This window comes from Thermococcus sp., from assembly GCF_027063845.1.
Taxonomy (GTDB): Archaea; Methanobacteriota_B; Thermococci; order Thermococcales; family Thermococcaceae; genus Thermococcus.
The window spans coordinates 1-6,386 of sequence record NZ_JAMOQU010000067.1 but is presented as its reverse complement, the minus strand read 5'-3'; the positions used below and the strand labels follow the sequence as shown (position 1 = coordinate 6,386).

Below are 6,386 nucleotides of genomic sequence, written 5' to 3'. Positions count from 1 at the left end.
AAGAAGTACGGAATCAGGGACGGCCTCACGGGACTCGTGGGGGAGTCGGCTTTCGTCAGACGCAAGGGCTTCTCGCTCACGCACCACGCCATGTTGCGGGCGAGCATGAAAATCGTCGAGGCCTTCCTTGCGGAGGGCCTTCCGGCGGTTTCCGTCTCGAGCTCCTCCGTTTTCCTCATGGACTCCAACAGGGTCGCCTACGGGGACGTCGAGCCGATAAGGAAGCTCATCGAGAACGGCTTCATTCCGAGCCTCTTCGGCGACGTGGCAGTTGACCTCAAGCAGGGAATAGACATACTCTCCGGCGACCAGATAGTTACCTACCTGACGAAGCTCTTCAGGCCGAGGAAGGTTATCTTTCTGATGAACGTTGACGGAATCTACGATGGAAAACCTGGCGAGGGGACGCTCCTCTTTGAGATACCAGCCGACAGGATTGACGCCCTCATACAGCGCCTGGAGCGGGAAGCGAAAGCCTCAGGAGAGGGCGACGTGACGGGCGGGATAATAAACAAGCTGAGGGAAGCGAAGGAGATAGCCCGCTTTTCGGAGGTCTGGTTCGTCAACGGGCTCGTTCCGGGCAGGCTGAGCGGGGCAATCAGGGGAGACGGTTTCGGCACGAGGATTGTACCTTAGCTAGGGCGAAATCTTTTTATTTTCTTCAACATTAACAACTTTGATAACCATGTTGCGTAAGATATTGGTTTTTGTGGTGCTCTTCATCATCACCCTCTGGGGGCTTCAGAAGGCATCTTCCAGTGGCTATCTGAGCGCTTTCGATGCATCTCCCGGGGACCTGAACCTAAGCGTTCAGTCTGAGGACAACACCGTTATTGTTAAATGGGAGCTCCGGGGTGGGAGCATCGTTAGAGCTCTCGCCGGAGGAAGGGATGCGGTTATTCTGGTTTATCCTGGCTGGGTGGAGAACAACGATTCGTGGCTTGTGCTGGGCGATGTCAGAAACCTGTCCGTGACATGGAGCGATGGAAACCCGAGGAACCTCACCGTTATCTACTACCCGTTCCAAGTCTTGGCTTCCAACGGGAGCGCTCTGGCCAAATTGAGGGTCTTTGCAGTTCCCGTCGGCTTCCCATCAACGGTTCAGTCTGGAAAAATCGAATTTAACCTGGTAACCTACTACGGAACCTGCAACAACGTTACCCTCCATGTGATTTACTTCCACAGCACGGGTAAAGGGGACTACCGGGACCTCGTGCTCCCCCTCTCGGTTGATTTTGGCGAGAGGTTTCCTATACTTCCCGGTTTCAGGTCGAGGTTTAACTTCACAATCGGGGCATCTAAAATGCCGAACTTCCTCACCTCGGCCGTGAACGCCCATTATCTCGGCAACTGGATTGAGAACCCGAAAGGCTGGCTGGTTGTGAAAACCGTGAATGTTACCGTCTGCCCACCCAAAACCTCTTAACTTTTTCCGCCTTCTCTTCCCCGGTGGTCGTGATGGAGGCTTTTGGTAAGGAAGAGCTCACTATCATCAGGAAGTTCGAGCACATAGAGCACTGCCTAAAGCGTAACGTGCAGGCCCATGTGAGCAACGGTTTTGAGGATGTGCACTTCGTCCACATGAGCCTGCCCGAGATTGACAAGGACGAGATTGATTTGAGTGTTGAGTTCCTCGGGAGGCGCTTTGACTACCCGATTTTCATAGCGGGAATGACAGGTGGAACTAAGGGCTCCCAGCTGGCTGGAAGGATAAACAAGACCCTCGCGAAGGCCGCGCAGGAGCTCAACATACCGATGGGCGTCGGCAGTCAGAGGGCGATGATAAGGAAGCCTGAAACCTGGGAGAGCTACTACGTAAGAGATGTCGCTCCAGACGTTTTCCTCGTCGGCAACCTCGGCGCTCCCCAGTTCTCTGAAACAATACCCGAACGCTACGGCATCGAAGAGGCGTTAAAGGCCGTCGAGACGATTCAGGCCGATGCCCTTGCCATACACATGAACCCTCTGCAGGAGAGCGTTCAGCCCGAGGGGGACACGCAGTACAGGGGCGTTCTGAAGGCTCTGGCGGAGCTCAAGGCCGAGTTCCCATACCCGATTATAGCGAAGGAGACCGGCGCCGGAGTTTCAATGGAAGTCGCAGTAAGGCTTGAGAGCATCGGGATAGACGCAGTAGACGTCGGCGGCCTCGGCGGGACGAGCTGGAGTGCGGTCGAGTATTACCGCGCAAAGGATGAAATGGGACGGGACCTTGCCCTCCGCTTCTGGGACTGGGGCATAAAGACCGCGATAAGCGTCGCCGAAGTCCGCTATGCCACAGACCTACCGATAATAGCCACTGGCGGAATGCGCGACGGGATAACGATGGCCAAAGCTCTCGCAATGGGAGCTACCTTCGCGGGAGTGGCCCTGCCCCTCCTAAAGCCAGCTGTAAAGGGCGACGTCGAGGGCGTCATCAAAATCCTGAGGCGCTACATCGAGGAGATAAGGAACGCGATGTTCCTCGTGGGGGCGAGAAACGTCGAGGAGCTGAGAAGGGTTCCGCTCGTTATCACGGGCTTCACGAGGGAGTGGCTTGAGCAGAGGATTGACCTTCCCAGCTATCTGCGCGCCCGGTGAGAACGGTGAGGCGTCTCCTTTTTCGTGTCTTTTCATTTCTGGAGGGGTTTCTCATAGTGCTAACTCCTCTGACTGCGGTTGCCGGCATAATCCTTTCCTTTTTAGCCTCGCTGTTCAGGGTCTGGAAACCAGGAAAAGACGGGCCGGCTTTTCTGCTCGGAGCCGTGTCGGGCTCGGCCGTTGCCATCTCGCTCTGGGGAAGGAACTGGTTCTCACTCTGGGGCTCTCTGGGGCTGATTCCTCTGGCCTTCGTCCTGGCGGTTTTTACCGGGTCGGTGCTCTCGCTGAAGTCACCGAGGTGATGCACACCTTTTTAAACCCTCGTTCAGAGTAATGCCCAACGCAGCCCCGCGCCTCAGGAGGGGCCCGGGGCGGGAGGATGATTGAGATGATAAAGGTCTACACAATCAGCGGTTACGAGGAAGTCGGAAAGAACATGACGGCCGTTGGCTACTCCGACGGCAGAAGGGAAGAGGTAGTGATAATCGACATGGGCATCATGCTCGACCGCGTCATGATTCACGAGGACACGAGCATCCAGAAGTTTTCCGACAAGGAGCTCCAGAAGCTCGGCGCGATTCCCGACGACAGGATTCTCTGGAAGAGCCGGAACAAGAAGGTCGTCGCGATAGCCCTCACTCACGGCCACCTCGACCATATCGGCGCGATAGCCAAGCTCGCCCCGCACTACCCCGACACGCCCGTCTACGGGACGCCCTATACGATTAAGCTCGCCAAGGGAGAGGTCAAGAGCGAGGAGTACTTTGAGGTCAAGAACCCGATGTACGAGACCGAGTTCGGGGAGATAGTCCAGGTAAGCGAGAACATCGCGATAGAGTTCATCCGAATCACCCACTCGATTCCACAGGCGGCCATGGTGGCCATCCATACCCCCGACGGGATAGTCCTCCACACCGGCGACTTCAAGTTCGACAACAACAACCCGCTCGGAGAGAGGCCCGATTACAAGCGCCTCAAGGAGCTCGGAAAGGAGGGCGTCAAAGTTCTTATCGCCGAATCCACGCGCGTCGCGGAGCCGACGAAGACGCCGAGCGAGGCCGTAGCTCAAATGCTCCTCGAGGACTTCTTCCTCTACGAGGGCATGGACGAGAAGGGATTGATAGTGACTACCTTCGCGAGTCACATCTTTCGCCTCCAGGAGCTAATATGGATAGCCAACAAGATGGGCAGACAGGCCGTTTTGGTTGGCCGCTCCCTCGCGAAGTACACTGGCATAGCGAAACAGCTGGGCCTCATAAAGATGAAGGGGGCAAGAGCCGTCAGGAGCCCCAACGCCGTGAGAAAAGTCCTCAAGGAGGTCTCTCAGGCTAGGGAGAACTACCTGCTCATCGTTACGGGCCATCAGGGTGAGCCCGGAGCCGTTCTCACCAGAATGGCAGACGGCGAGCTCTACGACATCGGCAAGGACGACACCGTCGTCTTTTCAGCTGGAACTATACCGAATCCGCTCAACTACGCCCAGCGCTACAAGCTCGAAACGAAGCTCAGGATGCGCGGTGTCAGAATGATTAAGGACCTCCACGTTTCCGGCCACGCGAGCAGGGAAGACCACCGCTACTTGATAAGGATGCTCAACCCAGAGAACATCGTCCCGGCCCACGGCGAGTTCAGGATGCTCACCCACTACGCCGAGCTGGCCGAGGAAGAGGGCTATATGATTGGAAAGGACGTCTTCGTGTCGAGGAACGGCTACGTTGTCGAGATTCCCTGATTATTTCCCCTTTACCACTGGGGTTATAGCAAAACTCATAAAGGTTTAACCTTTTTCTCCTTTGATTGCTTTCATCGCTCACGGGGTGGTAGCATGGGAAAATATGACGAACTCTTCAGCAGGGTTAAAACCATGGTGAAGGCCGTTGACGAGAAAATCTTCGAGCTCATCCCCGAGAGGGAGCCCAAAAACCTCTACGACGCGGCAAGGCATTACCCGCTCGCCGGGGGAAAAAGGGTTCGCCCCTTCGTCGTTCTCCGGGCAACGGAGGCCGTTGGCGGTGACCCCGAGAAGGCGCTCTATCCAGCGGCCGCTGTGGAATTCATTCACAACTACTCCCTCGTCCACGACGACATAATGGACATGGACGAGTTAAGGCGCGGAAGGCCGACAGTCCACAAGGTCTGGGGCGTCAACATGGCCATCTTAGCTGGCGATTTGCTCTTCAGCAAGGCCTTCGAAGCGGTAGCCCGGGCTGAGGTAAGCTCCGAGAAGAAGGCAAGAATCCTTGAGGTTCTCGTAAAGACCTCCAACGAGCTCTGCGAGGGCCAGGCGCTCGACATAGAGTTCGAGACGAGGGACGAGGTAACGGTTGACGAGTACCTCAGGATGATTAGCGGAAAGACAGGGGCGCTCTTCGACGGCTCGGCAACGATAGGTGCAATCGTCGGGACTGACAACGAGGAGTACATCCAGGCGCTCTCAAAATGGGGAAGGAACATTGGGATTGCCTTCCAGATATGGGACGACGTGCTCGATTTGATTGCCGACGAGGATAAGCTTGGAAAGCCCGTCGGGAGCGACATAAGGAAGGGCAAGAAGACGCTCATAGTCAGCCACTTCTTCCAGCACGCGAACGAGGAGGACAAGGCCGAGTTCCTGAAGGTCTTTGGAAAATACGCGGGAGACGCCAAGGAGGACGCTCTCATCCGCGACGAGAAGGTCAAGGAGGAAGTTGCCAGAGCCATCGAGCTCCTCAGGAAGTACGGTAGCATCGACTACGCCGCTCAGTACGCCAAGAACCTCGTGAAGGAAGCCAACGAGGCGTTAAAGGTTCTCCCCGAGAGTGAGGCGCGGAAAGACCTTGAGCTCCTTGCCGAGTTCCTGGTGGAGAGGGAGTTCTGATGGGAGAGTCCCGGCTCTCCGATTATTTCTCTGACTTCCTTATCTTCTCTCTTCTGCTTCTCATAAGTTCCGCCTTCACGGTTCCATGGGTTGAAGTTTCGGTAAGCTCGCTCTGGGATTTTGTCTACTACCTCGTCCTCCCCTGGGTCGTCGTAATACCTTTCCACGAGGGCCTTCACGCGCTCGTTGCCAAGCTCTTCGGTGCGGGGATGAGGTTCGGCGTCACGACCTTTGAAAAGCTCGTTATCGCGCCCTACACCGCGGTTGAAACACCTCTAACTGCGAGACGCTCTATTGCAGTTACCCTTGCGCCGCTTTCCTTATCTCTCATATTGCTCGCCCTCGCGTGGCTACTCCGCTCCGACTTCTGGGCCCTCGTTTACATCTTCAACACCGCGGGAATGGCAGGGGACTTCATCGTTACCCTCGCGTTCCTCGGACTTCCCCCAGATGCTGAGGTCTTTGACCGCGGCGAGGCGCTCGTTTCTAACTCGGGCACGCTGGAGCCCTATCCTCGGTGGTTTTCAAAGGCCCTCAAGGTTGTCTTCCTTGCGGTACTGCTCGTAGTCATCGCCCGCGCCCGGGTCGAGGTCGTTGTCGAGAACAGTCCGTAGACACTTTTAAATAGATGAATATTCATACTTCGCTTGGTGGGGGATATGCGCGACGTCCAGAAAGTTGCAGAATTGTCCTTTTTGATAGTGCTCCTGTCGTTTTTGGCAGGCTTCCTCCTCGGGATTGATGCTGGGGGGCTCCTTCCGCTTGCACTCTACTTAACAGGACTCCTGCTGGGCTCACTTTTTGTTGCATTCGTTGCCTTCAGGCTCGGCGTTGGGCCGAGAGAGCTCGCAAAGACTTCTCTAATTGCGGTTCCGGTCGTTCTCGCTGCCGTGTTGGGGCTAATAAGGCTCGTGGCTTCCTTCGTTGAAGCGTCGGCATCTGGCCCCACCGA

Annotated in this window: 8 protein-coding genes; all 8 read left to right on the top strand. The window is 56.1% G+C overall.

The window, feature by feature from the left end; translation table 11 throughout:
• The coding region (locus MVO87_RS04565) for an isopentenyl phosphate kinase (protein WP_297552361.1) at nucleotides 1-636 on the top strand (636 nt) is incomplete at its 5' end.
• 49 nt (nucleotides 637-685) lie between these two features.
• Nucleotides 686-1,426 (top strand): hypothetical protein, encoded by a 741-nt coding sequence (locus tag MVO87_RS04560; RefSeq protein WP_297552360.1) that lies wholly within the window; start codon nucleotides 686-688, stop codon nucleotides 1,424-1,426.
• A gap of 32 nt (nucleotides 1,427-1,458) precedes the next feature.
• Nucleotides 1,459-2,577, top strand: coding sequence for a type 2 isopentenyl-diphosphate Delta-isomerase (fni, locus tag MVO87_RS04555; protein WP_297513449.1), 1,119 nt, complete (start codon nucleotides 1,459-1,461; stop codon nucleotides 2,575-2,577).
• A 5-nt stretch (nucleotides 2,578-2,582) separates the two neighbouring features.
• Complete coding sequence (locus MVO87_RS04550) at nucleotides 2,583-2,879, top strand: hypothetical protein (protein WP_297552358.1); 297 nt, start codon at nucleotides 2,583-2,585, stop codon at nucleotides 2,877-2,879.
• Nucleotides 2,880-2,965: 86 nt separating this feature from the next.
• Complete coding sequence (locus MVO87_RS04545) at nucleotides 2,966-4,309, top strand: RNase J family beta-CASP ribonuclease (RefSeq protein ID WP_297513451.1); 1,344 nt, start codon at nucleotides 2,966-2,968, stop codon at nucleotides 4,307-4,309.
• A 93-nt stretch (nucleotides 4,310-4,402) separates the two neighbouring features.
• Nucleotides 4,403-5,434 carry a polyprenyl synthetase family protein gene (locus tag MVO87_RS04540; RefSeq protein ID WP_297513438.1) on the top strand — a complete coding sequence of 344 codons (1,032 nt, stop codon included), beginning with the start codon at nucleotides 4,403-4,405 and terminating at the stop codon, nucleotides 5,432-5,434.
• Nucleotides 5,434-6,048, top strand: coding sequence for a DUF3267 domain-containing protein (locus MVO87_RS04535; protein WP_297513440.1), 615 nt, complete (start codon nucleotides 5,434-5,436; stop codon nucleotides 6,046-6,048). The genes MVO87_RS04540 and MVO87_RS04535 overlap by 1 nt, the downstream gene beginning before the upstream one ends.
• A gap of 36 nt (nucleotides 6,049-6,084) precedes the next feature.
• A partial coding sequence (locus MVO87_RS04530; RefSeq protein WP_297552356.1) for a hypothetical protein occupies nucleotides 6,085-6,386 on the top strand: 302 nt, incomplete at its 3' end.